Origin of the sequence: Pelagibius sp. (assembly GCF_028281305.1) — a bacterium.
Lineage (GTDB): Bacteria > Pseudomonadota > Alphaproteobacteria > Kiloniellales > Kiloniellaceae > Pelagibius.
Genome location: NZ_JANQKD010000022.1, coordinates 1 through 24,224 on the forward strand (window position 1 = coordinate 1; position 24,224 = coordinate 24,224).

Annotated in this window: 24 protein-coding genes; 10 read left to right on the forward strand and 14 right to left on the reverse strand. The window is 63.9% G+C overall.

Going from position 1 to position 24,224, the window contains the following annotated elements; all coding sequences use genetic code 11:
• The 4 genes from Q0982_RS05400 to Q0982_RS05415 form a co-directional block, all read left to right on the forward strand.
• Window positions 1-266, forward strand: a 266-nt coding sequence (locus Q0982_RS05400; protein WP_299392632.1) for a GTP-binding protein, incomplete at its 5' end; no start/stop codon positions are given.
• A 174-nt stretch (window positions 267-440) separates the two neighbouring features.
• Window positions 441-923, forward strand: a complete 483-nt coding sequence (locus tag Q0982_RS05405; protein ID WP_299392635.1) for an iron-sulfur cluster assembly scaffold protein — start codon at window positions 441-443, stop codon at window positions 921-923.
• 111 nt (window positions 924-1,034) lie between these two features.
• The gene (thrS, locus tag Q0982_RS05410) at window positions 1,035-3,020 is read left to right on the forward strand and encodes a threonine--tRNA ligase (protein WP_299392636.1); all 1,986 of its coding nucleotides are present in this window, start codon (window positions 1,035-1,037) and stop codon (window positions 3,018-3,020) included.
• 5 nt (window positions 3,021-3,025) lie between these two features.
• The gene (locus Q0982_RS05415; RefSeq protein WP_299392639.1) at window positions 3,026-3,235 is read left to right on the forward strand and encodes a hypothetical protein; all 210 of its coding nucleotides are present in this window, start codon (window positions 3,026-3,028) and stop codon (window positions 3,233-3,235) included.
• 316 nt (window positions 3,236-3,551) lie between these two features.
• On the opposite strand, the gene Q0982_RS05420 is transcribed toward Q0982_RS05415, so the two are convergent.
• The 6 genes from Q0982_RS05420 to Q0982_RS05445 are packed head-to-tail and all read right to left on the reverse strand — an operon-like array spanning window position 3,552 to window position 10,716.
• Complete coding sequence (locus Q0982_RS05420) at window positions 3,552-4,901, reverse strand: FAD-binding protein (RefSeq protein ID WP_322096958.1); 1,350 nt, start codon at window positions 4,899-4,901, stop codon at window positions 3,552-3,554.
• A gap of 44 nt (window positions 4,902-4,945) precedes the next feature.
• Entirely contained in the window at window positions 4,946-5,806 is an 861-nt protein-coding gene (locus Q0982_RS05425) for an oxaloacetate decarboxylase (RefSeq protein WP_299392644.1), read from the reverse strand.
• Window positions 5,803-6,408, reverse strand: coding sequence for a cysteine hydrolase family protein (locus tag Q0982_RS05430; protein WP_299392646.1), 606 nt, complete (start codon window positions 6,406-6,408; stop codon window positions 5,803-5,805). Before Q0982_RS05430 ends, Q0982_RS05425 begins: the two co-directional genes overlap by 4 nt.
• On the reverse strand, window positions 6,405-8,459 hold the full coding sequence (locus tag Q0982_RS05435) for a hydantoinase/oxoprolinase family protein (protein ID WP_299392855.1): 2,055 nt from the start codon (window positions 8,457-8,459) through the stop codon (window positions 6,405-6,407). Before Q0982_RS05435 ends, Q0982_RS05430 begins: the two co-directional genes overlap by 4 nt.
• A 5-nt stretch (window positions 8,460-8,464) precedes the next feature.
• Window positions 8,465-10,159 carry a hydantoinase B/oxoprolinase family protein gene (locus Q0982_RS05440; protein WP_299392648.1) on the reverse strand — a complete coding sequence of 565 codons (1,695 nt, stop codon included), beginning with the start codon at window positions 10,157-10,159 and terminating at the stop codon, window positions 8,465-8,467.
• On the reverse strand, window positions 10,156-10,716 hold the full coding sequence (locus tag Q0982_RS05445) for a nuclear transport factor 2 family protein (protein ID WP_299392650.1): 561 nt from the start codon (window positions 10,714-10,716) through the stop codon (window positions 10,156-10,158). Before Q0982_RS05445 ends, Q0982_RS05440 begins: the two co-directional genes overlap by 4 nt.
• A 145-nt stretch (window positions 10,717-10,861) precedes the next feature.
• Between Q0982_RS05445 and Q0982_RS05450 the strand changes: the two genes are divergently transcribed.
• From Q0982_RS05450 to Q0982_RS05475, 6 genes are all read left to right on the forward strand, one after another.
• A complete protein-coding gene (locus tag Q0982_RS05450) occupies window positions 10,862-11,656 on the forward strand; it encodes a GntR family transcriptional regulator (RefSeq protein ID WP_299392652.1) in 795 nt (264 codons plus the stop codon).
• Window positions 11,653-13,044, forward strand: coding sequence for a 3-isopropylmalate dehydratase large subunit (gene leuC / locus Q0982_RS05455; RefSeq protein WP_299392653.1), 1,392 nt, complete (start codon window positions 11,653-11,655; stop codon window positions 13,042-13,044). The genes Q0982_RS05450 and leuC overlap by 4 nt, the downstream gene beginning before the upstream one ends.
• Window positions 13,044-13,655 carry a 3-isopropylmalate dehydratase small subunit gene (gene leuD, locus Q0982_RS05460; protein WP_299392655.1) on the forward strand — a complete coding sequence of 204 codons (612 nt, stop codon included), beginning with the start codon at window positions 13,044-13,046 and terminating at the stop codon, window positions 13,653-13,655. The genes leuC and leuD overlap by 1 nt, the downstream gene beginning before the upstream one ends.
• 76 nt (window positions 13,656-13,731) lie before the next feature.
• Window positions 13,732-14,745, forward strand: a complete 1,014-nt coding sequence (gene dctP / locus Q0982_RS05465; RefSeq protein WP_299392658.1) for a TRAP transporter substrate-binding protein DctP — start codon at window positions 13,732-13,734, stop codon at window positions 14,743-14,745.
• A gap of 60 nt (window positions 14,746-14,805) precedes the next feature.
• Window positions 14,806-15,312, forward strand: a complete 507-nt coding sequence (locus Q0982_RS05470) for a TRAP transporter small permease (protein ID WP_299392661.1) — start codon at window positions 14,806-14,808, stop codon at window positions 15,310-15,312.
• Window positions 15,312-16,622, forward strand: a complete 1,311-nt coding sequence (locus Q0982_RS05475; RefSeq protein ID WP_299392663.1) for a TRAP transporter large permease subunit — start codon at window positions 15,312-15,314, stop codon at window positions 16,620-16,622. The genes Q0982_RS05470 and Q0982_RS05475 overlap by 1 nt, the downstream gene beginning before the upstream one ends.
• 156 nt (window positions 16,623-16,778) lie before the next feature.
• Here the strand turns inward: Q0982_RS05475 and Q0982_RS05480 are convergent, their stop codons facing one another.
• The 8 genes from Q0982_RS05480 to Q0982_RS05515 all read right to left on the reverse strand — a co-directional run bounded on the left by Q0982_RS05480 (window position 16,779) and on the right by Q0982_RS05515 (window position 24,223).
• Window positions 16,779-17,090: an antibiotic biosynthesis monooxygenase gene (locus Q0982_RS05480; protein WP_299392666.1), complete on the reverse strand. Its 312-nt coding sequence runs from the start codon at window positions 17,088-17,090 to the stop codon at window positions 16,779-16,781.
• 62 nt (window positions 17,091-17,152) lie between these two features.
• A complete protein-coding gene (locus Q0982_RS05485) occupies window positions 17,153-17,959 on the reverse strand; it encodes a heme ABC transporter ATP-binding protein (RefSeq protein WP_299392667.1) in 807 nt (268 codons plus the stop codon).
• The gene (locus Q0982_RS05490) at window positions 17,959-19,044 is read right to left on the reverse strand and encodes an iron ABC transporter permease (RefSeq protein WP_299392669.1); all 1,086 of its coding nucleotides are present in this window, start codon (window positions 19,042-19,044) and stop codon (window positions 17,959-17,961) included. Before Q0982_RS05490 ends, Q0982_RS05485 begins: the two co-directional genes overlap by 1 nt.
• Window positions 19,045-19,056: 12 nt before the next feature.
• Complete coding sequence (locus Q0982_RS05495) at window positions 19,057-19,968, reverse strand: hemin ABC transporter substrate-binding protein (RefSeq protein ID WP_299392671.1); 912 nt, start codon at window positions 19,966-19,968, stop codon at window positions 19,057-19,059.
• A 37-nt stretch (window positions 19,969-20,005) separates the two neighbouring features.
• A complete protein-coding gene (locus Q0982_RS05500; protein WP_299392674.1) occupies window positions 20,006-22,144 on the reverse strand; it encodes a TonB-dependent hemoglobin/transferrin/lactoferrin family receptor in 2,139 nt (712 codons plus the stop codon).
• 202 nt (window positions 22,145-22,346) lie between these two features.
• Window positions 22,347-22,499 carry a hemin uptake protein HemP gene (gene hemP / locus Q0982_RS05505; RefSeq protein ID WP_299392676.1) on the reverse strand — a complete coding sequence of 51 codons (153 nt, stop codon included), beginning with the start codon at window positions 22,497-22,499 and terminating at the stop codon, window positions 22,347-22,349.
• 222 nt (window positions 22,500-22,721) lie between these two features.
• Complete coding sequence (locus Q0982_RS05510) at window positions 22,722-23,819, reverse strand: energy transducer TonB (protein ID WP_299392678.1); 1,098 nt, start codon at window positions 23,817-23,819, stop codon at window positions 22,722-22,724.
• Window positions 23,819-24,223: a biopolymer transporter ExbD gene (locus tag Q0982_RS05515; protein ID WP_299392680.1), complete on the reverse strand. Its 405-nt coding sequence runs from the start codon at window positions 24,221-24,223 to the stop codon at window positions 23,819-23,821. Before Q0982_RS05515 ends, Q0982_RS05510 begins: the two co-directional genes overlap by 1 nt.
• Window position 24,224 lies beyond the last annotated feature (1 nt).

Consider the following 24,224-nt stretch of genomic DNA (forward strand, 5'->3'; position numbering starts at 1 on the left):
TCGTCAATATCCAGGGCCTGAAAGGCCCGTTCGTGGTCCATGGCGTGCAGCACATTTTTCACCCGCCGGTCATGCTCAAGAAATGGCCGGGTAAGGACAAGCGCACCCGCATCGTCTTTATCACGCGCGGTCTCGACGAGACGGCACTGCGGAACACGCTGAAGATATTCACGGCCGGGCCGGAAAGCGTGGAGCAGCCGGTGCAGCGGAATGGTGTCGGAGACAGCGGGCAAGCCGACGTGGCTCAGTTGGAAGACAGCAAGTGAGATGCCCCTCATTCGAACCAACTCTCTGACACGCCGGAACGAGACCTTCGTTCCGGCTATCTGGTTCGGCGAGCACCTTTCGCCGCATCGGACAAACGGTCTCTCGCTCCTGCTTGCGCGCACTCGCGCACGCGCCATGGCGCATGTCTCGGACACCCATGCCGGGGGAAGCGCATGATGGATCTCGATCTCTACAACAAGCAGATCCTGCGGCTTGCCGCGTCGATACCCCGGGTTGGCAGGCTGGCGGCTCCCGACGCATCGGCAACCGCGCATAGCCGGCTTTGCGGTAGTCGCATCACAATCGATCTCAAACTCAATGACGATGTCATTACCGACTATACCCAAGAGGTTAGAGCCTGTGTCATCGGGCAAGCGGTCGCCTCCGTCGTTGCGCGGGTCGTCGTTGGCCTGACGATCAACAAGGTGGACGAGGGCGCAGGGATTATGCGCGCCGTTCTCCGGGAAAAGAGGTTCCCTCCACCAGGGCCTTGGGCTGAGCTCGAGCCGTTCCTGCCGGTGGCCGACTTCCGAAGCCGCCACAGCTCGGCGCTGCTTCCCTTCGATGCGCTGCAATACGCGATTGCGGAGCTGCGCCCGGAGCGCTCAGGGGAGCGGTCCGCCGTCGTGAATATCGAACAGGACGTTCGGACATGACCCAGATCCCGCCCTCGCGCCTGATTGGGCTGATCCGTCGACGATATGCACTGCCCAGGTTGACGGCAGTTCAACTCCCTAGCGTCTTCTCGGTCCCTTGAGGTCACTGTCATGATACAGATTGTCTTGAAAGGCGGCGTTCAGAGCCATGACGGCCCCGTTCGTGGCACAGAGATCGCGGTCCGTTTAGGCGGCACGATCGCCGATAGGGCATTGGCTCTGAGGATCAATGGCGTCTTGTGCGACCTCAACACGCTGATCGAAGACGATGCCGAGGTCGAGATCGTGATCGACGAACAGCCCGAAGCGCTCGAGTTGCTGAGGCATGACGCAGCGCATGTCATGGCCCAAGCCGTCAAGGAGCTCTATCCGGAGACCCAGGTCACCATCGGCCCGACGATTGAGAACGGGTTCTACTACGACTTCGCGCGCGAGACATCGTTCACGCCAGAAGACCTCGGGCGGATCGAGGAACGCATGCGGGAGATCGTTGCGCGGGACGAGGTGATCGAGCGCGAGCTGTGGCAGCGCGACGACGCGATCCGCTATTTCGAATCCACGGGCGAGCGCTATAAGGCCGAGATTATTGCCGATATACCGGAAACCGAGACCTTGAGCGTCTATCGCCAGGGAAAGTTCTGCGACCTCTGCCGCGGTCCACACCTGCCTTCGACAGGCAAGCTCGGTACCGCCTTTAAGCTGCTGAAGGTCGCCGGCGCTTATTGGCGCGGCGACCATCGCAATCCGATGCTGCAGCGGATCTATGGTACTGCATGGCGCGACCAGGCTGAGCTCGATGCCTATCTGCGGCAGCTTGAAGAAGCCGAGAAGCGCGATCACCGAAAGCTCGGCCGCGAGATGGACCTGTTTCATTTCCAGGAGAAAGCGCCAGGTGCGGTCTTCTGGCACCCGAAGGGCTGGACACTGTTCCAGACCCTCATCGACTACATGCGCCAGCGTCAGACCAGGGCCGGCTACGTCGAGATCAACACGCCGGACATTATGGAGCGGAGCTTGTGGGAGCAGTCGGGCCATTGGGATAAATTCGGCGAAAACATGTTCACCACCGAAGCAAAAGAGGACCGTGTCTTTGCCCTGAAGCCGATGAACTGCCCCGGCGGGGTCCAGGTCTACAAGCAGGGGATCAGGAGCTACCGCGATCTACCCCTTCGCATTGCCGAGTTCGGCAAGGTTCACCGGTTCGAGCCATCGGGTGCCCTGCACGGGCTCATGCGCCTGCGCGCTTTCACTCAGGATGACGCTCACATCTTCTGCACGGAAGAACAGATCACCCAGGAGTGTCGTATCGTTTGCCAACTCATCCTGAGCATCTACCGCGATTTCGGTTTCGAAGATGTACTTGTCAAGTTCTCCGACCGACCTCAGAAGCGCATTGGCTCGGATGCAATCTGGGACAAGTCCGAGGCGGCCCTGCAGGCGGCGGTCGAGGCGACCGGACTTGCCTACACCACCAATCCCGGCGAAGGTGCGTTCTACGGACCGAAGCTGGAGTTCGTTCTGCGGGACGCCATCGGCCGCGACTGGCAGTGCGGCACGCTGCAAGTCGACCTCAATCTGCCTGAGCGGCTTAGCGCCTTTTACGTTGGCGCCGATGGCGAGAAGCACACCCCCGTGATGCTGCACCGGGCCCTGTTCGGCTCGCTGGAGCGGTTCACGGGCATCCTTCTGGAGCATTATGCGGGCAAGCTTCCGCTCTGGCTGGCGCCGCTCCAGGCCGTCGTCGCGACGATCACTTCCGACTCCGACTCCTATGCCAGCGAGGTCGCTGCCCAACTCACGTCTCTTGGCCTGCGGATCGAGACCGATCTGAGGAACGAGAAGATAGGCTACAAGATCCGCGAGCACAGCCTGGCCAAAGTCCCGGCGCTCCTGATTGTGGGCAAACGCGAGGCGAAAGACGGCACCGTGTCGTTCCGCCGGATCGGCCGCAACGATACCGAAACCATCAGGGTACGCGAAGCCATGGTTCGGCTCGAAACCGAAGCGCTTCGCAGCACAAGCTCTCCCGTGACCCTTCCGCCGGTTGGGGGGCAGAGCGATGACAAGGAGCAGCTTGCAGAAGCTGCGGCAAGGTGACCGTGATGCAGTCTCTGACGACTTACGACGACTGGAAGCATTGCATCACCGTGCTTTGCCGCATCCCGCTCACCCAGACCTATGCCGAAGAACGTCTCGCGGCGCTTCGCAACCCCGCCGACCATCACACTCAGAAGTTCATTGCGACCTGGGGAGAGGCCCATCTTGCGCGTGTAATCGGCTGGTTCGAGCAGGCGGAGCGTGAACTGCAATGATCCTCAAAGAGCCCGGCGGCTACCATTATGGTCCGATCTGATCGACCGCACTACGAATGGCCCGATGGCAATCGGTCACACGCAGTCTTCATCTCGATCGGGTTCGCTCGTCGGTCGGCCTCCCGGCTTCTGGTTTGATGAATCTGGCCACACCCTGATTCCGTGCTGTACCTATGCACTCCCCATTCCCAGTGCTTGGGCCGGTCGAAGGCGGCCCGCGCAATTGGTCGCCCTGCGTTTCCGTGGGGCTGTGCTCGAGTCTTTGCCGATGCGGTGCGGTCAGGTGGTGGGAGAGGATCCTTGACCCCCATCCCCATCAGGCATGAGGAAGCTGCTTTTCCGTGTCGAGGGCCGCCCGCTGGCCGGCGATGAATCCAAGCACAACCGCCGACAACAGGCCGTTCCCCGAGAGATATCCACTGTCGCCTGTGCCCGAGACACCGACGGCAGCACCGCCGGCGGCAAACAGATTGGGAAAAGCCGTGCCATCGGGACGTTTGACGCGGGCCTCGGGCGTCACGTTCAGCCCGCCTTGCGTGTGAAACAGCGCACCGGTGACCTTGACTGCGTGATAGGGAGCGTTGAGCCGCGCACCGGCAAAACTCCGGCCAAACGGGTCCGCGCCGGCACTGGGGATCGCTGCGAGTGTCGTTGCAAGCGCCGCTGGCGGAAGCTTGCAGGATTCCGCCAGCGCCTCGACTGTCTCGGCGGTCCTGATCGCACCCGCCGCCTCGGCGTGCTTAAAGTCCTCAAACTGGCGCGCAACGCCGGCAATACGCTCGTCAAAGATGGTCCAGGCGATGCCCTCCGGCTGCCCGAGGACCGCCCGGGCTGCTTCGGAGTACCCCTGACTTTCGTCCCAGAACCTCTTGCCCTCGATGTTCACTTGAACGCCGCCTGCGGTGATCACGGCCCAGGTGATCAGAATCCCGTGCGGAGTCGCGACGTTCCCGTGCCCTTGGTAGGCACCGAGATGCAGGCGATCGGCGCCCAGCGCCTCGCCCCAGGCCACCGCGTCGCCCTTGTTGCCGTCATGTCCGAACCAGAGGGCGGTCTCGATCTCCGGCATGAATCGGGCCACCATCTCGCGGTTGCCGCCAAATCCGTTGCACGCAAGGATCAGTGTCTCGCAGCCGATCCGCTCAAGACCTTCAGGGCTCTCGACCTCGACGCCGGTGATACGGTCGCCCTCTCGAAAGAGGGTCACAGCGCGCCGGTTGCAGACGATGTCGACGCCGTTGGTTTCACAGGCGGCACGCAGACGATCCACCAGCTCGCGCCCGGCCCGGCTCGGCAACCCATGCATGCGGCGCCGGGAATGGCCAGGATAGTCGAAATCCGTCACGACAGAGAAGGGAAAATCGAAGCGATCGGCCAGCCAATCGACAACCGGCCCCGCCTTTGAGGCGAGCAGATTCACCAGCTCCTGCGGGTTCTCGCCCTTGGCCTTCTCCTGGATGTCACCGGCAAAACGGTCGGCGTTGTCATCGATTCCTGCCGCCGCCTGAAACCGGGTGCCCGCCCCGGGTATGAGGCCCGCCGAAAGCGCGGTCGAGCCGGATGGCACGGCGTCGGCCTCGACCACAAGGATCTCGCCGCCAGAATCCAGCGCCGAAAGGGCCGCAACCATGCCGCCCGCCCCCGCACCGATGATCAGCACAGGCACTTCAAGATCAAAGCCTGTTTCAGGGGTCGGACGGACGCACATTCTCAGCCAGGCTCGTATCGCCTGCCAAGAGCCAGCATCGCGTCGGTTCCGATCCGCTGATTCAAGCCGTCGAAGTCGTACATCCGCTCAGCGAAGGGCCGGTTGGACCCGTTTTCGCGGAGACTGGCATAGTAGTCCGCCGCCGTCCTGGCCAGAGCCCGGACGATGCCGCCGGGAAAGATGACGATGGAGTAGCCCAGCGCCTCGAGGTCGGCCGCGCTCTGCAGAGGCGTCGCTCCGCCCTCAACCATATTGGCCAGCAAGGGAACGCGATCACCGAAATGGCTGGCCACCTTCTGCAGCTCGTCGCCGGATCGCGGCGCCTCGACGAAAAGGACGTCGGCGCCCGCTGCGACATAGGCCTCCGCCCGTGCAATGGCCTGGTCAAACCCTTCGACCGCGATCGCATCCGTCCTGGCAATGACCAGCGTCTCCTCGGACGCGCGGGCGTCGGCCATCGCGGCGATCTTTCCTGCCATCTCGCCAACGGGGACAAGCGACTTGTCCGACAAGTGCCCGCAGCGCTTGGGGAATGTCTGATCTTCTATCTGCAGCGCGCTCGCGCCCGCGCGTTCGTAAAGCCGCATCGTACGTTGCGCGTTCAGGGCATTGCCGAAGCCTGTATCCGCATCGATGATGACCGGCAGGGACACGCGGTCGCGGATCAGCGCCATTGTATCGGCCATCTCGGACACCGACGTCAGGCCAATGTCGGGGCGCCCGAGACGGGTATAGGCAATGGCGGCTCCCGACAGATAAAGAGCTTCGAACCCGGCGTCTTCGGCAATTGCCGCCGTCAGCCCGTCATAGACGCCGGGGGCGGTCAGTATGCTCTTGTCCTCAAGTCTGGATCGCAGGCTCATGTCAGCTCCTCCAGAACCTCGGCGCAGGTTTGAACCGGAGTGATCGATCCAAGCGAGATCAGCGTTGCATCGTGCACCTCTTGCTTGAAGGCTGCACAGCCATCCGACAGCAGAACGGTGTGGAGGTTTCTAAGGTGCGCATCCCGCACCGTGCTGGCGACGCCCCCGTTCGTGACGATGCCGCCGATGATCAGGCTGTCGATGCCCAGCGCGCGCAGTATGTATTCGAGTCGCGTTTGGTAGAAGGCGGAGTAGGCGACCTTTTCGACCGTGTAGTCGGCCGGCGCCAGCTCATCGACAAGCGCATGGCCAAAGGTCCCTGGCGCGAAGTCGCCCTTGCCCAGAAATGGACGCAGTTCCTTGAGATGTGGCGCAATCAGCGGCTCTCCGCCCGGTCCCGGGACCAGTGTGAACTGAGCACTGATGTAGACACCACCCTTGGCGCGGAGGGCGTCCGCCAGCGGCTTAATCCTCTCCGGAAGGGCCGAGATCATCGCAGACCTCTGATCCGCCCGGCCATACGCGCCCTCCGGGTGCAGAAAGTCGTTCTGCAGGTCGATCGTAAGAAGCGCTGTGCGTTTTGGATCGATCGTGTCGGTCATGCTTGGGCCCCATCAGGCTCGATGATTGTGTTGCCAAAAGCGTCGACCCGACCGGTGAGACCTGGGTCAATCAACACCGTGGTGTCGGGCTGGACCAATATGGCTGGTCCGGAGATTTCGGCGCCGACCGGAAGGGCCAGCCGGTCGAAGATCGCTGTTTCGTGCCATGCATCGCCGAAGTGTACGCGCCGCGTCCCAGTGCGGGCTGCATCGACGCTTCCGCCCCGGGGGGCAAGGGCCGTCAGGTCGAACTTCGGGCGCCGGCCGATGACCGCGGTGCGCAGGTTCATCACGCGCCGTGCGCCGTTATGCAGAAGCCGGCCGTAGGTCGCGTGATAGGCGGCATCGAAGGCCTTCTCGATATCGGAGATAGTGAGCGCTTGAACCCGGTTGCCGTGCACCTCAACCTCGACCGGGACCGAAACCGTATGGGTCTGCCCCACATAAGCCATGTCGAACTCGAAAACCGTTTCGCGAGCGTCGAAGCGCGATTGAGCCGCGTCCAGCAGCGCCAGTCCGTCGGCCACATGCCGCTGCATCACCTCAGCCAGCGCGCCAGCGTCCAGGGCAGTCGTCAATGCGTTGATGGTTTGGACGAAATCCTGCCGCATGTCCGCAATCACACAGCCCATGGCGCTTGTCACGCCCGGATAGCGGGGCACAACTGCGCGCCCAATGCCTACCTCGCTCAATATCGCGCCGGTGTGGAGCGCGCCGCCCCCGCCAAACGGCATGAATGCAAAACGCTTGGGATCGAACCCACGCTCGATGCTGACCAGCCGGATCGCGCCGGCCATGCGCGAATTCGCCACACGAAGGATTGCTTCCGCTGCCTCGGTCGTCGTGAGGCCGAGCTTTGCGCCGACATGGGTGTCTATGGCCTCTGCAGCGGCCGGGACGTCCAGGCGCTCGAGCGTGCCCCCAATGGGGCTATCGGGATCGATCCGGCCAAGGACGACATTGGCGTCGGTCACCGTGGGCCGGGTGTTGCCCTGCCCATAGGCGACCGGTCCAGGCATAGACCCCGCGCTTTCGGGGCCGATGTTCAGGAGTCCTCCCTTGTCCACCCAGGCGATCGAGCCGCCGCCGGCGCCAATCGTCGTGATCTCGATCATCGGCGTGCGCACAACCATGCCGAAGTCGATGGACGTCTGGGGCGAGAGCATCGACTTGCCGTCCGAGATCAAGGCAACATCGAAACTCGTGCCGCCCATGTCTCCGGTAATCACGTTGTCGAAACCTGCAGTCCGGGCGATGTGCCCTGCCGCGATAACGCCGGCTGCCGGACCGGAGAGAGCGGTCCGCACCGGCAGGCGGCAGGCCATCTCCGTGCCCATCACCCCGCCGTTGGACTGGACGATCATGAACTCGCCCCCGAACCCGCCCTCCGACAAGGCGGAATCCAGTCGCTTGATGTAGCCTGATACTTCGGGCTGGAGGTAGGCATTCAGCGCCGTGGTCGAGAACCGTTCGAACTCCCGAATTTCGGGAAGGATCTCGCAAGAGGCGCTGACATGGGGATTGGGCCAGAGCTTGCGGACCGCCGCGACGGCATTTTGTTCGTTCTCGGGATTGGCGTAAGCATTGGCAAACAGGATTGCGACCGCCTGGCAGCCTTTGCCGAGGAGTTCTTCCGCCGCGGCGCGCACGGCCTCCAGGTCGACCGGGGTGCGCAGCGTACCGTCCGCCAGCGTCCGTTCTGGGACTTCGAGGCGCAGATCGCGCGGGACCACCGGATCAAAATCTCCGCGCAGGCCCCACGTGCGGGGCCGGTCGCGGCGGCGCATTTCCAGCACATCGCGAAGGCCTTCGGTCGTGATAACCCCGATCTTCGCGCCCTTGCGCTCGAGCAGGGCATTCGTCCCCGCGGTCGTGCCGTGCACAACGACGGCCACCGACGAAAGATCGTCGACCTGTCGCGCAATGCCCTCCAGAAACCCGCCTGACTGGTCCGGACGGGTGGTCGAGACCTTTGCCGCCTCGGCGGACCCGGTGGCTTCGTCCAATACGAAGACATCCGTGAAGGTACCGCCCACATCGACACCGATCATGCGGCTCACTGCGCAAACTCCTTCCAACTCGCGCCGTAGGTCTCCGTCGCGGCTTCCGGCGTCAGATAGCCAAGCGCCACGTCCTTTGCGACCGCCTTGGCGGGCCGGTCGGCCGCTGCGCCATAGCCGCCGCCGCCTGGGGTCTCAAGCCGAACGGCCTGCCCTCTCTCAAGCCTGATCCCCAACATCTTCGATGCGAGCGGCGGCGCGTGCCAGCCGTCCGATTGCTCATAGTGAAAGACGTTCATTGCCGCTGCGCCACCACCAGCGGTTCCTTGCGGCGCAAAACGCCCGCGCTCGCCAAAGAGGAACGCCTCTGCCTTCTCTTCGAGCAGTTCGATCTCGTAAACCGCGCCAAGCCCGCCGCGATGCCTCCCGGCACCGGCGCTGTCAGGCCTGAGCGCCCACTGGCGGAACATCACCGGATACGCCGCCTCCAGAATCTCCATCGGTGGGATCGTCGCCGTCGATATTGGCGCGTTTCCATGGTTCAGGCCGTCGCTATCGATGCTGCCGCCGTGTCCGCCGCCATAGAAGCTGAACATGACCCAAGGCTGACCATTGGCGCGCTTGCCGGCGATCGAAAGCGCGTTGATCGTGCCGTAGGCGTTTGCGACAACCCGGTCAGGCGCAGCCTGGGACGCCGCCGCGAAAACAACGTCGATCATCCGCAGGATCGTCTCGGTATAACCGCCGACCGGGGCCGGGAACTCCGCCGAAAGCAGCGATCCCTCGGGCACGCGAACGTCGATAGGCCGCATGACACCGGCGTTGGCAGGCAGATCCGGGAAAATGTGCTTGATCGCGACATAGGCTGTGGCGACGGCGGTGGGCAGCGCGATGTTGACCGGCCCTGCGGTGACCGGGGCCGTACCCTCGAAATCCAGCGTCATGGACTCTCCGGCGATTTCGAGAGCGACCTTGATCGGAAGCGCTGTGTCGGTGATGCCGTCATTGTCGAGATAATCGACAGCCTCCCAGCGTCCGTCGGGCAAGGACGCCAGTTCGCTGCGCATCAGCTTTTCGGCACGGTCGCCCAGCGCGTCAAGCGCCGCCTTCACCGTATCAGAGCCATATTCGTCAAGCAGTTCGTCAAGCCGCTTCGCGCCCAGATCGAGCGCTCCAAGCTGTCCGTTCAGGTCGCCCATTGCCGACTGCGGCAGACGTGTGTTGCGCAGCAGAATGTCAACGATGTCCTGATTGATCTCGCCCTTGCGCGCGAGTTTTACGGGCGGGAGAACGAAAGCCTCCTGAAAGGCATCCGTTGCCGTGGGATTGTAGTTCCCCGGCACGGCGCCGCCGACATCGTGCCAATGGCCCACACTGGCGAGATAACAGAACAGCTTTCCATCCCGGAAGTAGGGCCGGACGAGCCGCATGTCTGAGAGATGCGTGCCCCCGAGGTGCGCATCATTCAAGATATAGATGTCGCCATCGGCGAGATCGCCCGCCTGGGCGGACTTGTCGATCACGGCCTTCACAGTAAAAGACATGACCCCTACGAAAATCGGAAGGCCCGACTTGCCCTGAACGAGCGTATCGCCCGATTCGGCATGATAGAGACCATGGGAGGCATCGTGCGCCTCGGCGATAATCGGATTGAACGCGGCTCGGAACAACGTCGCATCCATCTCATCCGCAATCTGCTCCATGCGCCCTGCCAGAACGGCAAGCGTGATCGGGTCGATGGCTTCAGTCATTGCGCACGCACCTCCGCGATGTCGTTCCAGACCTCCTGCCTGGCGATCCGGCCTTCCCTCACTTCGAAACGGTCGATGAAGCGGATGCCGTCGAAGGGGCTTCCATCGGGCCATTCCCCGAAAAGGACGCCGCGGACGTAAACGACCGAGACGCTCCCGTTATGAAAGGCTTCGACGACTTCCCCATTCTTCTTTACGAAGCGGTATCTGCCTTTCGCCCAGTCAACGACTTCCGCAAGGGATTTCATGGGCCGGGTGCCCGGAAAGAAAGTCTCGAATTCGTCGTCCAGGAATGCCTGGGCTGCTGCGAGATCCCTTGCTTCCATCGCAGCAAGGTAGTTCTTCACAAGCACCGTCGGGTCGGGAGCCGCAGGGGCGGGCTGACGGTGGCGCCCCCCGCGGGCATAGGCTTCAGCAGGATATTCATGAAGCATGACCGTGATCGCTTCGTCGGGTGCCGGAACGACAAAGCGGACCGCGTCGGTCAGGGCCGAGGTCAGACGGACCTTCTCCCCATCGCCGTATCCTTCGAGAATATGTGCCTCGACAACCGGCATTTTCATCCTCCCAAAAATATGTCCTTTCCATATAACAGGTTTTGGGCTATGCAAAGGTCAAAATAAATGTTGAGGACTGATCAGGCAGGCTTGCCCGTACGCCGTCAACGCGAGGCGCCGGGCGTCCAAAGGGAGGAATGCGGCGGTGGCCATCCACCCGCAATCGACACTTCCAGAAGGTGGCAAGGCGCGCCGCGTCTACTTGCTGCTGCGCGACGACATCGCCAATGACCGCTACTCCGAAGGAGCGCTGCTGCCGGGCGAACACCGGCTGGCGGAAAGGTTTGATGTCAGCCGCGTTACCGTTCGGCGCGCGCTTGGTGCACTCGCAGACGACGGATGGATCGAGAAGCGGACCGGCGCAGGATCCATGGTTCTACCGCGGGACAGGGCCGATGCACAGATTGCGGCAAACTTCGCGACGCTGATCCCCCAACTCGTCGAGTTCGACAAGCGGACCACGGCGCGGCTTCTGTCCTTCTCATACGGTCCTGCGCCGGCTGGGGTCGCCGCAGCGCTCGGCCTTGCCAAGAGCAGCAAGATACAGACCGCGGTGCGCGTCCGGTTCTCCGACGGCAAGCCGTTTTCGCACCTGACGACCCATGTCCCCGAAGACATCGCCCGCAGTTACGACGAAGCCGATCTCGCCACGCAACCGCTGTTTCGACTGCTCGAACGCAGCGGCGTGCGGGTCGAGAGCGCCCATCAATCGGTCACGGCCACTCTGGCCGCACCCGATGTCGCAGAAGCCCTTGGCGTTTCCGTTGGTTCGGCTCTCTTGTCATTGCGCCGTGTTGTCAGGGATGCGGACGGGCGGGGGGTCGAGCACCTGTCCGCGCTTTACCGGCCGGATCTATTCAGGCTGGAGATGAGTCTCACCCGCGTCGGCGCCGACGAAGCGCGGCACTGGGAGCCGGTCATCGGGCCACGAGAAGAATGAGGACCCTGCTCGACAAGCTCTGGGACAGTCACGAGATCCACCGCCGCGACGATGGTTCAAGTCTTCTCTGGGTCGACCGGCACCTCGTGCACGAGGGGTCGCACCACGCTTTCGCGAAACTCGCCGAACGGGGACTGCCTGTTGCTGAACCCGGTTTGACCACGGGCGTGGTCGATCACTACGCCCCTACCCGCGGTCCGGCACCGGATCCCGGGATCGCGAGGATGATCGCCCAGCTTGAGCGCAACGCCTCGATGCACGGCATTGCGTACTATGGTCTCGGCGATCCCCGCCAGGGGATCGTCCATGTTGTCGGCCCCGAGCAGGGCCTGACGCTGCCCGGCCTGCTTATCAACTGTGGGGACAGCCACACCTCAACACACGGTGCATTCGGGGCGCTGGCTTTCGGAATCGGCGCGACCGAGGTTGCGCACGTTCTGGCGACCCAGACAGTCTGGCAGAAGAAACCCAAATCGATGCGGATCACGGTCTCCGGCGCCCTGGGGCCGGGTGTCGGCGCCAAGGACCTGGCCCTTGCATGGATCGCCACGCTTGGCGCCGACGGCGCGCGTGGATACGCGATCGAGTACGCCGGCGCAGCGGTTTCCGCACTTTCGATGGAGGGGCGCATGACACTCTGCAATCTTTCCATCGAAGGCGGCGCCCGCTTCGGAATGGTCGCCCCGGACGAGACCACCCTTGCCTACATCAACGGGCGCCCCCACGCACCCTCCGGCGCGGCTTGGGAGAAAGCCGTCGAGACCTGGTCGGCCCTGCCGACCGACGAGGACGCCGCCTTCGACCGGGAAGTGACGATTGAGGCGGTCGAGATCGCACCAATCGTAACCTGGGGTGTGTCCCCTGAGGATGCTCTGCCGGTGACTGCGGCGGTGCCCGACCCGAGCAAGCTTGAAGGCGCGAAAGCCGACCGCGTTCGCGCCGCAATCGACTACATGGACCTGACACCGGGCCGTGCCCTCTCGGAGGTCGCCGTCGATCAGGTTTTCATCGGCTCCTGCACCAACGCCCGTATCGAAGACCTGCGCGCCGCCGCGGCAGTCTTGAGCGGCCGAAAGTCCAAGGTCCCGGGGCTGGTGTCACCCGGCTCGCAGGTCATCAAGGCGCAGGCTGAGGCCGAGGGCCTCGACCGGATCTTCATCGAAGCGGGGCTCGAATGGGTCGGTGCGGGATGCTCCATGTGCGTGGCAATGAACGGCGATGTCGTCGCGCCCGGCAAGCGCTGCGCCTCAAGCACGAACCGCAACTTCCCGGGCCGCCAGGGACGGGGTGCACGCACCCATCTGATGTCCCCCGCGATGGTCGCCGCTGCTGCCGTAACGGGTCACCTGACCGATGTCCGCCCGCTCCTTGAAGGAAGGAGCGTGTGATGCACGGATGGACCGAACACGTCGGCCCGGCCGTGGCGCTCGACCGCGAAAGCGTCGACACCGACCAGCTCATCCCAGCCCGGTTCATGGTGACACCGCGGTCGGAAGGCTATGGGCGCTTCCTGTTGAACGACCTGCGGTACGACCCCGACGGCGCTCCGGTCCCAGATTTCCCGCTCAACCGGCACCCGGAAGCCTCCATTCTCGTCAGCCGGCGCAACTTCGGCAGCGGCTCCAGTCGCGAGGCTGCGGTCTACGCGCTTGTTGATTTCGGTTTCCGCGTCGTCGTCGCGCCGAGCTTCGGCGACATCTTCGCGAGCAATGCCGTGAACAACGGTCTACTGCCCGCCCGCGTCGAGACTGTGGACGAGATGCTTCATGCATTGGGCGCCGAGACGCTGCCCGCAAAGGCGGACCTTGAAGCCCAGTCCGTGACGGTCGGCGGCATCACCCGGTCCTTCGAGATTGATCCCGCCTGGCGGGAGAAGCTCATCAACGGCTGGGACGACATCGATCTGACCATGGCAAGGCGACAGCAGATCGCCGCCTTCCGGGCAAAGCACTCAGAGGCAGCGCCATGGGTCTTCGCAAACGAGCAGGGAAGCACATGAACACGGGGACCGGAGACCGGCCCCTTCACAGGGAGGCCAAAGGGCTGCCCGATTGGGTAAAGAGGAGACAACGCCCATGAAGATGAACCTCATCGCCGGACTCGTCGCCGGCTCCACCGCTATGGCGAGCGCGGCCTACGCCGAGGAGACCATCACCGCAGTCCACGCGTTCCCCGAAACGCTGATCTACACCCAAAGCTTCCTGGCCTTCGTCGACAAGGTGAACGAAGCGGGCGCAGGCGTTGTGCAGATCGAAGTCCGGGGCGGGCCCGAAGCCATCGGCATGTTCCAGCAGCCAGATGCGGTGCGCGACGGAATCGTCGACATGGTCTATACGCCCGGCTCGTTCTACGGCGGTGCCTTGCCCGAAAAAGACGCGCTGGTTGCATCGAACCTGACGGCTATCGAGACGCGGCAGAATGGCGGCATCGAACTGATCGACCAGATTCACCAGGAGAAGATGGGCCTGAAGTACCTCGGCTGGTTCGACAGCGGTGTGTGCTACAACCTCTGGACCCGGGACGAGCCCAGCTTCGACGCCGACGGCAACCTTGAAGTCGAAGGCCTGAAGCTTCGCGGCAATGCCGTCTACAACGCCTTCTTCGCGAACTATCTCGGCGCTCAGGTCATCGACCTGCCGACCGGTGAAGTCTATGCCGCCCTTCAGCGCGGTGTCGTCGATGCAACCGGCTGGACCCAGATTGGTCTGATCGACCTGAAGTGGAACGAATTCCTCAACTACCGGATCGAGCCCTGCTTCTTCTCCACCGACCTTGGCGTGATCGTGAACCTCGACAGGTGGAACGCGCTGAGCCCAGAGGCCCAGAAGATCGTGCAGGACGTAGCGATCCAGCACGAGATCGACAGCGTCAACGCGCTCCGGACGAAGCGGGATGAGGACTTTGCCGCCCTTGACGCGCAAGGCATGAAGGTCGTCTCGCTGGAAGGCGAGGCGAAGGCCAACTACCTGCTTGCCGCTCGCGAGAAGAACTGGGAGCGGATGCAGGGGCTTATGGCCGAGCATCCGATGGGTACCGCAAACTACGACCGGCTGATCGAGCTCTTCTACGATCCCGAAGCCGACAAGTAATAACTTGAGGCCTGGCCCGGACGGCGCGAACGTCCGGGCCAGCCTTTGTCCGGAGAGCAGATGCGCCCGATAGTCCGCCTCTATGACCTGCTGCTCTATGGCATGGCCTTGATCGCGGCGGCGACGCTCGTCTGGCTTATGGTTTCAGTGGTGACCTCCGTCGCCATGCGGAACCTCGGGGTGCAGCCTTTCGCGTGGTTGTTCACATCTGCCGAGTACGGGCTCCTTTACATGACCATGCTTGGCGCGCCCTGGCTCGTCCGGGAAAAGGGTCACGTCCACATCGAGCTTGTGACGGCGGCGCTTCCCGGCGGACTTCGGCGGATCGTCAGCAGGCTCATCGCCGCCGCCTGCGTCGCTGTCTCTCTGATCCTGGCCTGGTACGGGCTTGAGCTTTTCCTGACGAATGTGGAACGCAACGATTACGACGTGCGCGCCTACTTCTTCCCGCGCTGGATGCTGACCATCAGCTTCCCCCTCGCCTTCACCGTGATGGCCATCGAGTTTGCGCGCTTCGTATTCGGCCCGCAGCTCATGCACTCGGGCGAAGCGGGAATCCACGAGTAATGGAGTGGTACGAGGCGCTGGGGCTGCTCGTCGGCTCGATTTTGATTCTGATGGCGCTCGGCATGCCAGTGGCGTTGGCTTTCCTCGCCGCGAACATCCTTGGCGCATGGATCTTCATGGGGGGCGAGCGGGGGGTCGTTGCGCTCTTGAACAACGGCTGGGGCTCGCTGACGAAGTTCGCGCTGGTACCGATTCCACTCTTTCTTCTGATGGGTGAGATCTTCTTTCACACCGGTCTTGGCGGGCGCATGTTCTCGGCCATCGACAGGCTGCTGGGACGGCTGCCCGGACGGCTGAGCTATGTAACGGTCCTGGGCGGCACAGGCTTTTCGACGCTTTCCGGCTCATCGATGGGATCCACCGCCCTTCTCGGATCCCTCATGGTCCCGGAAATGACCAAGCGCGGTTACAAGAAGTACATGTCGATCGGGCCGATCCTTGGCACCGGGGGACTCGCAATCATCATTCCGCCATCGGCGCTGGCCGTGTTGCTGGCGACGCTTGCCCAGATTGATGTTGGCGCCCTTCTGATTGCCGGCATCATTCCCGGGCTTATCCTTGCAGCGCTCTATATCGGAACGATCTACCTTCAGACGCGGCTCGATCCGGAGGCCGCTCCGGCCTACGACGTTCCCCCGCAAAGCGTCGCGGAGAAGCTAGGTCTTCTCCTGCGCGATGTGGTGCCGATGATCGGTCTCATGGTCCTCATCGTCGTGATGATGATCAACGGGATTGTCACCCCGTCGGAGGCCGCCGCCTTCGGGGCCCTGGGCGTTCTCTTGCTTGCGATCATCTACCGCTGCCTGACCTGGGAAGCCATCAAGAACTCCGTCCGCAGCGCGCTCAGGGTCACCCTCATGGCTTATCTGATCGTTTTCGGATCGGCGACCTTCAGCCAGCTCCTCGCCTTCTCCGGGGCATCCCGCGGTCTGATCACCTGGGCGACCGGCTTCGATCTGGATCCCGTCGCCATGCTCCTTGTCATGTTCGGAGTTCTGTTGATCCTTGGGATGTTCATGGAGCAGATATCGATCATGCTGCTCACCGTCCCGATTTTTTTCCCCTTGGCGATGAGCCTGGGGTTCGACCCGATCTGGTTCGGGCTCATCATGATGCTCGCTCTCGAGATCAGCTTTACGACACCGCCCTTCGGGCTCCTGCTCTTCGTGATGAAGGGCGTCGCACCGTCCGATACGACAATGCGCGAGATCTACCTCTCGGCCATGCCATTCATCATCTGCTCGCTGATCTTGGTGGCACTTCTGATCATGTTCCCACCGCTCGCAACCTGGCTGCCACAAACCGGCTAGAGGGCATAGATTCGTTTTTGTCTGCGCGAGCCAGACACGACGAAGCCCCGCCTTGGAGACCGCCCTCTCAGTGCAGCGTGCGATCCTCAGCCATCAAGATCCATATGGACAAGGCCACGGCTCACGGGCTGGCCCAGTTGCCGTCGCGTGATCGTCTTACTTCATGTGCTGGACCACGTCGAAGCCTTCGAAGTGCGGACCTTCCAGGTACATGTGTCGGTTTCCACCGGCGGATCGGTGGGCTTCGCGGAAGGCTTCCGACTTCGTCCAGGCTTCGAAGTCCTCGCGCGAGGCCCAGAGGGTGTGGGAGGAGTAGAGCCGGTAGTCCTCGTGCTCGGGTCCCTTGAGCAGGTGAAACTCGACGAAGCCGGGCACGTCCTTCAACCGGCTGTCGCGGCCTTTCCAGACCTCCTCGAACTCGGTCTCGTGGCCGTGGCGCACCTGAAAGCGGTTCATGGCGATGTACATTCGATCCTCCAGTGATCCGGATAAGGGGTTGCTGTGATTGGCATCTGTGAGACTCCCCGCCATCAGGCCGGCACCATGACGGCACGACCGTTGGCGGGGTGGCGCATCACCGTGACGCGCAGGCCAAAGGCGGCTTCGAGATTGCGCTCGGTGATGACTTCATCAGGTGCCCCTTCGGCCACGATCGCCCCGCCCTGCAGGATACAGATGCGGTCGGCGTGGAGCGCGGCCAGGTTGGGATCGTGCAGGACGGTCAGCACGCCGTGACCGTGGCCGGTCAGGCGCCGGGCCGCGGCCAGCGCCGTCTGCTGGTGGGCGATGTCGAGGTTGTTGGTGGGCTCGTCGAGCAGCAGATAGCGGCTGCCGAGGGCCTCCGGCTCATCCGCGCATCCTTCCGCGTCCGCCGGCCAAACCTGGGCGAGCACGCGGGCCAACTGCACCCGCTGCCGCTCGCCACCGGAAAGCGTCGGATAGATTCGCTCGGCAAGGTGTTCAACATCGGCTTCTCTCAGAGCCGCCGCCGCGATCCGCAGATCCTCCTGCCGCTCCACCTGTCCGGCATAGGGACTGCGGCCCAGCATGACAACGTCGAGCACGCGGAAGGGAAAGCTCAGCAGCGGCGCCTGGGGCAGGACGGCCCGCCGCCGGGCTAGCGCCGCCGGCCGCCACTGCCGCAGGGGCCGTCCGTCGAGGCTGACGTCGCCGTCCTGCGGCTTTGTGGCCCCGGACAACAGATGCAGCAGGGTCGACTTTCCGGCGCCGTTCGGGCCGATGATGGCGAGCACCTCACCGGGCCGGACGGAGAGGGAAACGCCGGAGAGGATCAGCTTGGATCCGTAGCGGTACCGCAGGGCCGAGGCGCTCAGCATCACCACATCCCCAGCCCGCGGCGGCGGATCAGCAGCCAGAGAAAGAACGGCCCGCCGATGCAGCTCGTCAGGATACCGACGGGCAGCTCCGCCGGCAGCACAATGGTCCGCGCGACCAGATCGGCCAGCAGCAGCAGCGCCGCCCCCAGCAGGATCGACGCCGGCAGCAGGGTGCGGTGGTCCGGGCCGATCATCAAGCGCACCAGGTGCGGCACCACCAGACCGATGAAACCGATGACCCCGGTCAGCGCCACCGATGCTCCGACGGCAAGAGCCGCCAGCACGATGATCAAGCGCTTGGTGCGCTCCACGTCGAAGCCGAGATGGGTGGCCTCCGTCTCGCCGAGAAGGAGCGCGTTGAGCTGACGTGAAAACAGCGCAAGGAGAAGAGTCGGCACCAGGATCAGGGGGGCCGCAGAGAGCAGGCTGTTCCAGGTCACACCGCCAAGACCCCCGAGCAGCCAGAACTGCAGATCACGGAGCTGCTGGTCGTCGCTCACAAAGACCAGCAGGCCGATCCCCGCTGCCGCCAGCGCGTTGAGCGCGATACCGGCCAGCAGCATGGTGGCGACCTCGGTGCGGCCGTCGCGGCTGGCGATGCGGTAGACCACCAGGGTGGTGGCGAGACCGCCGAGAAAGGCAGCCAGGGGCAGGATCGCCGCGCTCAGCCAGGCCGGAAGAACGCCCAGCAGCGCGCCGCTAAACACGATGGCCGTACCCGCGGCGAGCGCCGAGCCGGTGGAGACGCCGATAAGGCCGGGATCGGCCAGGGGGTTGCGAAAGAGACCTTGCAGCGCGGCGCCGGCGACGGCCAGGGCCGCCCCAGCCAGAAGGGCCAGGATTGCCCGGGGCAGACGAATGGCCAGCAGCACCATTTCCTGTACCCCTTCGTAGCCGCCAAGAACTTCGAGGCCGATCTGGCTCAGAAAAATGGCGAGCGTCTCCAAAGGCGCGATGGCAACGGCGCCGTAGCCCACCGCGAAGAAGAAAGCGGCCAGCAGAACGGTGGCGAAGACGGCGAGGGCGTATCTGGACCGCCGCGCCTGCCGTTCCGCCGCCTGGCCGATGTCGACCGCTATCTCCATCGTTGCAGCGGGTCAGTTGGCTGAAGAGGGGATCGACAACTCCGGATGGAGCCCTGCCGCCAGATTGCGAATGGCCTCAGGCGTGCGGGGGCCAAAGCCCAGAAGGAGCAGGCCGTTCATGGTGATCAACCTTGCCTCTCGACCAGCGGGGGTCGCGGCAATCTCAGGCCGCGAGAGCAGCTCCTGCGTCCCGCCAAGCAGGTCCAGAGTGCGATCCGTCACCAGAAGAAAGTCCGGCTCGGCGCCGACCATGGCCTCGGGAGAGAGGGGCTTATAGCCCTCGAAGGCATCGATCGCGTTGCGGCCGCCGGCAAGTGCGATGATGCTGGCCGCCGAGGTGTCCTGCCCGGCCGCCAGCGGTGCGCCCCGTCCGATGGAGAGCAAAAAGAGCACCGAAGGCGTGCGCTCGACATCTTCGACAGCTTCGCCCAGACGCACCAGATCCTGCCGAAGACGATCGGAAACCCTTTGACCTTCCTCCTCGAGGCCGAGCGCCTCCGCAATGACGCTTACCTTTCGGAGGACCCCTTCAGGCGTGGGATCGTCAGGTACGATGACCAACTTGGTGCCGGCGGCGCGAAGCTGATCGAGCACGGTGGCCGGTCCCGCATCCTCGACGGCCAGCAGCAGGGTTGGCTTCATGGCGAGGATCGGCTCTGCGGAAAGCCGGCGCATGTAGCCGACGTCCGGATGCTCACGCGCCTCGGGCGGATGCAGGCTGGTGCTGTCCACGGCGATCAGGCGGTTCCCCGCCCCCAGCGCGTAGATGATCTCGGTGATCGAGCCGCCGACAGAGACAACCCGGCTGCTATCCTCCGCCCCTGGCTCTCCAAAGACCGGCTGCGTGGGCAGTGCCGCGAAAAACAGCACAAGGGATGCGAAGCCCGCCCGGAGAAGACCGCAACGCAGGACGCCTATGCTCATATCGACACCATTCCGGCGCAAACCCGCCGCCTCCTGATCACCAGTTGAGGGAGTAACTGACCAAACCCTTGAAGCTGCGGCCCGCCTCTTTCGAGTCGGTAAAGACCCGCGAATAGTTCTTGTCGAAGGCGTTGTCGACGCCGAGGTCGAGCCGAAGCCCCTGAAGCAGTCCGTCGGAGGGCTGCCAGGCGAAGTAGAAATCGTTGACCGCATAGCCGGAGCGCTCCTCATCAGGGTTATCGACTTTGTCGAAGGTGTCCGCCACCAGCAGCCGCCAGCCAACGATGGAGTCGATCTCCGGCAGCTTGACTGCCGTGTTCAGGGTGTACTGGTCGGGCGTCAGCAAACCCAGCTTGTCGCCCGTATCCGCGTCTTCGCCGTCGATGGTGGAGAAGCCGAAGGAGAACAGGAAGCGGTCGATCTCGTAGGAGGCCTCGACCTCCGTGCCCCAGAGTTCCGCCTCGGAAACATTGTCCACCTCCGTCGTGCCGTCGCAGCCGCCGGGACCGGCCGCCAGACAAGCGGGGAATGCCGGCTGGTTAACCGACAGATCGATGAAGTCATCACCCCAGATGCGGAAGTGCGAGGCCTTCACCTGGAAGCGGTCGTTCCTTGTGAAAACCCTATCGAAATCCAGCCCGCCGCCGAACTCGACAGTGCGTGTCGTCTGCGGCTTCAAGTCCGGGTTGGGAATGAACCGATTGACGCCCGGACCGATTCGAAAGTGCACACCGGTCAGGAACAGCTCGTCGAAGGTCGGCGCACGGAAAGCGTGGGCGTAGTTTGCGAAGACCATGAGCCAGTCGGTTGGCAGGTAGCTGACACCGATCCGAGGCGAAACCTCGTCCTCACTGGTGTCCTCGGAAGCCACCGAGCTCGAGACACTGAAATCGTCGTAGCGGATGCCGGGAATGATCAGCAGATCGCCGGGAATGACCCCGAAAGGCTCGGTCACCGTGATCTCAGCCTGCGCATAGATGCCATAGAAATCTGCATCGGCATCGGGAACGCCGTCCCGCTCCCCGGAGCCCGCTGCGCCGTCCTGTTCATCCCGATAGAACTCCCCGCCGTAGGTGAAGGTGGTGGCGATGTCTTCGGCAAGCTCAACCCGGGAGCGGTTGTCGAGGCGGAAGCCGATGGTGTCGACATCGCGCTTCAGCACTTCACCTGTCGGCCCCAGGCCGAGGTCGTCGAGGCGGATCTCGTCGGCCTGGGAGTCTGTGTAGTAGGTCAGGAAATCCAGGTCGAAGAGATTATCGTCCGGGTTCTTGTAGCTGTAGGCCGCGCGGTAGGTGGTGGAGCGAATGTCCTTGTCGACCACATCGTCGGCGTCGGGATCCTGGCCGTTGTTCGGCTCCTCGGCATCGTTGGTGAAGGCGACGACCGAGCCTTCGACGCGGTGATGGTCGGCAAAGCCGTAGCTTCCCTTCACGAGGCCGGAAATGATCTCGTCGTCCGTCGCATCGAGTTCATTTCCGTCGCCGAGTTCGATGGATCCGGAATCACGCCGGGTGATGCTGCCGATGAGATCCAGCCCCTCCATCGGGGTGGTGTAGGCCGTGAAGGTCCCCAGTTGCTCCCGGTTGACGCTCTGGTAACCGGCGGAGACGGAGGCGCCGAGGGTTTCGCCGGGTGCGAGCAGGTCGCCCGCATCCACCGTGCGGAACTCAATGACACCGCCGGTGCCGCCGCTTCCGTAGAGCGAGGAGGCCGGCCCGCGCAGCACCTCGACCTGCTTCAGCAGGCTGGGGTCGATGAAAAAGCGTCCGTCGTGCGCCGACCCGAAGTTCTGGCGCGCGCCATCGAAGAGAATCACCACATCGGGACCGTCGAAGCCGCGAATGCTCGGCACCTCGCCGGTGCGGCGCGGGCCGCCGGTGAACTCGACGTTCGGCACGAAGCGCAGGACGTCGTCGGGCGTCGAAGGCTGCAGAGTTTGAATCTGCTCGCGGTCGATCACCGTCACCATGCCCGGATACTCGAAAGCACGGATCGGATTGCGCGTTGCCGTCACCGAAATCGCATCCATCTGCACCGGCTGACCTGTCGTTCCTTCCGCCGTCTCACCCACTGCCGTCTCACCCGTTGCGGCCTCGCCGGGCGATGCAGCGCCCTCCTCGCCCGTCTGGGCCATCACCGCCGTCGGGTTCGTAACCGTAAGTAAAAGTGCTGCCACCGCGCAGCTCGTCCTTGGCAATGCCATTCCAACCCCCTCTGCTGCCTTCTTTGCGAAGGTGCGTCCTGGCTGGCTGCCATGTGCCGGAGCGGCTTTCGGTGGCTGGCTTGGACCTCTGTCATGTCTCTCAACAACCGCAGGGCGGACTCGCTATCGTCCCGGGCTGTCTTCATGGTTATGAGCTTTGTTCTCTGTTCAGGTGCTATTTCGTCAGAATCAGTTTTCCCTTGCTGGTATGACGCAGGCGATAGTCCTCGCCGCCGTGCGTGACGATGACCTCCTTGGCGCCGGCGAAGAGATCGCTGCTGGACACGCGCCGGACCGCAAAGCGGCCTCCCGGCACTGAGCGCGTCATCGGCACCTGCCCTCCTGGCTTCTGCGTTGGGTCCTTGCTTTGCCCCATGAACTCCGGCTTCCCCCTCGACCAAGCAGCGGAAAGTCTTTGATGAACAAAGGCTATTAGCGCATCTTCTCCATATTTGCAAATGACTCTCATTCTCATAACGCCTTGCGATTGTAAGAATCCTGTTCCGCATCCTTACGCGATCATCCAAAGCGCTGCCTGATCCACCCCGGCTCAGCGGAGGGAGAAATCCACCGGCACCACCAGGGCAAGCCGGGCGCCGGCCATGTGGTCCGGGAACCGCGGCAGCGGCTGTGCCCGCTCGATCATGTCCTTCGCCTCCCGGTCCAGCACCCTGTGCCCGGAGGTCTGCTTGATGCTGAAGTCGAGCACCCGGCCGTCGCGGTCCATGACAAAGTAGATGAATGCCGTCCCCTCCTGCCCCCGCAAACGGGCACGACGCGGATACTTCTTGTGCCGTTCCAGCCAGGCCAGAAGCTCGGCCATGTAGTCAGTGTTTGCGGCAGGCTGGCCGCCGGCGCTGGCCGCTGTTGCATCGCCGGCGTCCGGGCTTGCCTGGGTCCCCGAGCGGCCGCCCGCGCCCGCCGGTGCCACCGTTGCGGTCTCTGCGGTGGTGTCCGCTTTCGGCAGCGCGGCCACTTCCGTTTTCCGCGCAGCCTGACTGACCGCAGGTGTCGGTGATTGGGCCGCCTGAACGGTCTTCGCCGGCACCGGCTCCCCGGCGACGCGCTGCGGTGGGGCAGGCTTGCGCTGCGGCTTCGGCGGCACGGCGACAGCAGCGGCCCGTGTTTCCCGCTGCGGCTCGACGCTTTCGGCCTCAAGGGGCGCGGCCGCCTCCACGGCGATGGGTACCGCTGCTGCTTCCACGGTTTCGAGCGGGGGCGATGCCTCTGCGGCCTCGACAGGGACTGCCGCGACTTCGGCCGGTACGTTGACGCTTTCCACGCCTTTCAAATCCGCAACCGGCTCCGCCGGCGTCACGGTCTCTTCGGGTCGCACATCGTCGACCTCGACCGCTTCGGTCACGGGTTCGGGCGCGGCTTCGGGTGGGACCTCCGCGGTGAGATCCGCCGGCACGGCGGCGGCCTCTTCGGGACTGGCCGCCGTCTCCGCCTCCGGCAGCGCGGCCTCCGTAGGCGTCGGGCTGCCCGGCGCCCCACCGGCCTGACCGAGGGAAACCACGATGCCGCCGATGCCGCTCTCCCGCGCGCCGGACGTTGGCGCCTGCCAGAGAATCGCGGCGGCGAGGCCCAGATGCAGCAGCAAGGCCGCCGAGAGCGCAAAGGCCCAGTGCCGTTTCGCGACCCGCATCACGGCTCCGACCCCACGGTCAAGAGCTGCAGCCGCTCGACGCCTGCCTCGCGCAGCAACTCCATCACTGCCACGACCTGCAGGGCAGAGGCCCCGCCGTCCGCCTTCAGCCGAACCTGCACGCCCTCCGCGCCAGCGAGACGCCGCGCCACCTGCGCCTCCAGCGCAGACCGGTCGAGAAGCGTGCCGTTCACGGCCAGGCGCCCGTCAGCGGCCATCTGAACGACGAGATCCTGCGTTGCCGCCGGTCCCTCGCTCACCGACCGAGGTGGCGTGATCTGGAACGGGTCGGTGGCGGAGAAACGTCCCCCCAGCATGAAGAAGATCAGCAGCAGGAAAACGATGTTGATGAGCGGGAGGATTCGCTCATCGTCGTTTCGGGGGCGCGGCGGCTGAAACTGCATC

Coding starts and splice junctions, on each gene's coding strand:
- Q0982_RS05405 (WP_299392635.1), top strand. CDS start 441: ATGATGGATCTCGATCTCTACAACAAGCAGATCCTGCGGCTTGCCGCG.
- leuD (WP_299392655.1), top strand. CDS start 13,044: ATGCACGGATGGACCGAACACGTCGGCCCGGCCGTGGCGCTCGACCGC.
- Q0982_RS05435 (WP_299392855.1), bottom strand. CDS start 8,459: ATGATCGGTGTCGATGTGGGCGGTACCTTCACGGATGTCTTCGTATTG.
- Q0982_RS05445 (WP_299392650.1), bottom strand. CDS start 10,716: ATGCCGGTTGTCGAGGCACATATTCTCGAAGGATACGGCGATGGGGAG.
- thrS (WP_299392636.1), top strand. CDS start 1,035: ATGATACAGATTGTCTTGAAAGGCGGCGTTCAGAGCCATGACGGCCCC.
- Q0982_RS05430 (WP_299392646.1), bottom strand. CDS start 6,408: ATGACCGACACGATCGATCCAAAACGCACAGCGCTTCTTACGATCGAC.
- Q0982_RS05480 (WP_299392666.1), bottom strand. CDS start 17,090: ATGTACATCGCCATGAACCGCTTTCAGGTGCGCCACGGCCACGAGACC.
- Q0982_RS05485 (WP_299392667.1), bottom strand. CDS start 17,959: ATGCTGAGCGCCTCGGCCCTGCGGTACCGCTACGGATCCAAGCTGATC.
- Q0982_RS05515 (WP_299392680.1), bottom strand. CDS start 24,223: ATGCAGTTTCAGCCGCCGCGCCCCCGAAACGACGATGAGCGAATCCTC.
- Q0982_RS05510 (WP_299392678.1), bottom strand. CDS start 23,819: ATGCGGGTCGCGAAACGGCACTGGGCCTTTGCGCTCTCGGCGGCCTTG.
- Q0982_RS05415 (WP_299392639.1), top strand. CDS start 3,026: ATGCAGTCTCTGACGACTTACGACGACTGGAAGCATTGCATCACCGTG.
- Q0982_RS05425 (WP_299392644.1), bottom strand. CDS start 5,806: ATGAGCCTGCGATCCAGACTTGAGGACAAGAGCATACTGACCGCCCCC.
- Q0982_RS05470 (WP_299392661.1), top strand. CDS start 14,806: ATGCGCCCGATAGTCCGCCTCTATGACCTGCTGCTCTATGGCATGGCC.
- hemP (WP_299392676.1), bottom strand. CDS start 22,499: ATGACGCGCTCAGTGCCGGGAGGCCGCTTTGCGGTCCGGCGCGTGTCC.
- Q0982_RS05495 (WP_299392671.1), bottom strand. CDS start 19,968: ATGAGCATAGGCGTCCTGCGTTGCGGTCTTCTCCGGGCGGGCTTCGCA.
- Q0982_RS05475 (WP_299392663.1), top strand. CDS start 15,312: ATGGAGTGGTACGAGGCGCTGGGGCTGCTCGTCGGCTCGATTTTGATT.
- Q0982_RS05490 (WP_299392669.1), bottom strand. CDS start 19,044: ATGGAGATAGCGGTCGACATCGGCCAGGCGGCGGAACGGCAGGCGCGG.
- dctP (WP_299392658.1), top strand. CDS start 13,732: ATGAAGATGAACCTCATCGCCGGACTCGTCGCCGGCTCCACCGCTATG.
- leuC (WP_299392653.1), top strand. CDS start 11,653: ATGAGGACCCTGCTCGACAAGCTCTGGGACAGTCACGAGATCCACCGC.
- Q0982_RS05440 (WP_299392648.1), bottom strand. CDS start 10,159: ATGACTGAAGCCATCGACCCGATCACGCTTGCCGTTCTGGCAGGGCGC.